General features: G+C 59.9%; 1 protein-coding gene and 1 pseudogene. One reads left to right on the top strand and one right to left on the bottom strand.

All coding sequences use genetic code 11. The features are described 5' to 3' along the window. Positions 1–351 (top strand): annotated as a pseudogene (locus A5713_RS29735) (sensor domain-containing protein); the annotation flags it as partial. On the opposite strand, the gene A5713_RS29730 reads toward A5713_RS29735, so the two are convergent. Continuing rightward, positions 303–743: a sensor domain-containing protein gene (locus A5713_RS29730; protein WP_369804496.1), complete on the bottom strand. Its 441-nt coding sequence runs from the start codon at positions 741–743 to the stop codon at positions 303–305. The pseudogene A5713_RS29735 and the gene A5713_RS29730 overlap by 49 nt on opposite strands. Positions 744–754 lie beyond the last annotated feature (11 nt).

Raw genomic sequence — 754 nt, 5'->3', positions numbered from 1 at the left:
ACCGGATGGCGGAGCAATCAATACAGGGAGGAAAAGGACACTTCAGGTCATGCGGTCTATCTGGCTGTTGCGACGGTTGTCGATTCCAAAGCAGCGACGGTGTTGCTTGGCAACGCTTTTGCCAAGCGTCTCGATGCGTGCAGCAATGCCGTCATCCACCTGAGCGGCAAATATCGATGGAGATTCCAGAAGACCGACGCGACCGATACGGGAGTGCGGTGGACGGGAACGGAACTGGAGGACGGGCAGATCACCGGCTGGGTCTGCGCCAGCGAGGCGCGGGCAAAGAACAATGTGGTGATCTACGCGCAGGTGTGCCAATGGGGCAACGGCGCTCCGGCCGCAGCGACGATCCTGGACACCGACATCTTGTCCAGAATTGTCGCGGTGGCCGGAGCGCCATTGCCGTATTGGCACACCTGCGCAGTGATGATCACATTGTTCTTCGCGCGCGCCACGTTGGGGCAGATCCAACCGGTGGGCTTCCCGTCCTGCAGTTCCGTCGCGGTCCACGTCAGATCCTTGCCGCCGGCGTCGGTCTTTTGGAATCTCCATCTCGATATGTCGTCTTTGCGGTGCAAAACGGCGTTGTCGCACGAATTTACGGCCTTCGCGAGCGCATTGTCGAGCAACTGAGTCGCTGTTTTCGCGTCGGCTACCGTCGCAACGGCTTGACGGACCGCATGCTCGTACGTGTCCTTGTCCTCTTTGTAGAGATTGCTCCGCCACGCGGTGTAAGCCACCCCCACCGAGT

The organism is Mycobacterium sp. E2497 (assembly GCF_001668695.1).
Classification (GTDB): Bacteria; Actinomycetota; Actinomycetes; order Mycobacteriales; family Mycobacteriaceae; genus Mycobacterium.
This window is presented reverse-complemented; position numbering and strand designations above follow the sequence as displayed.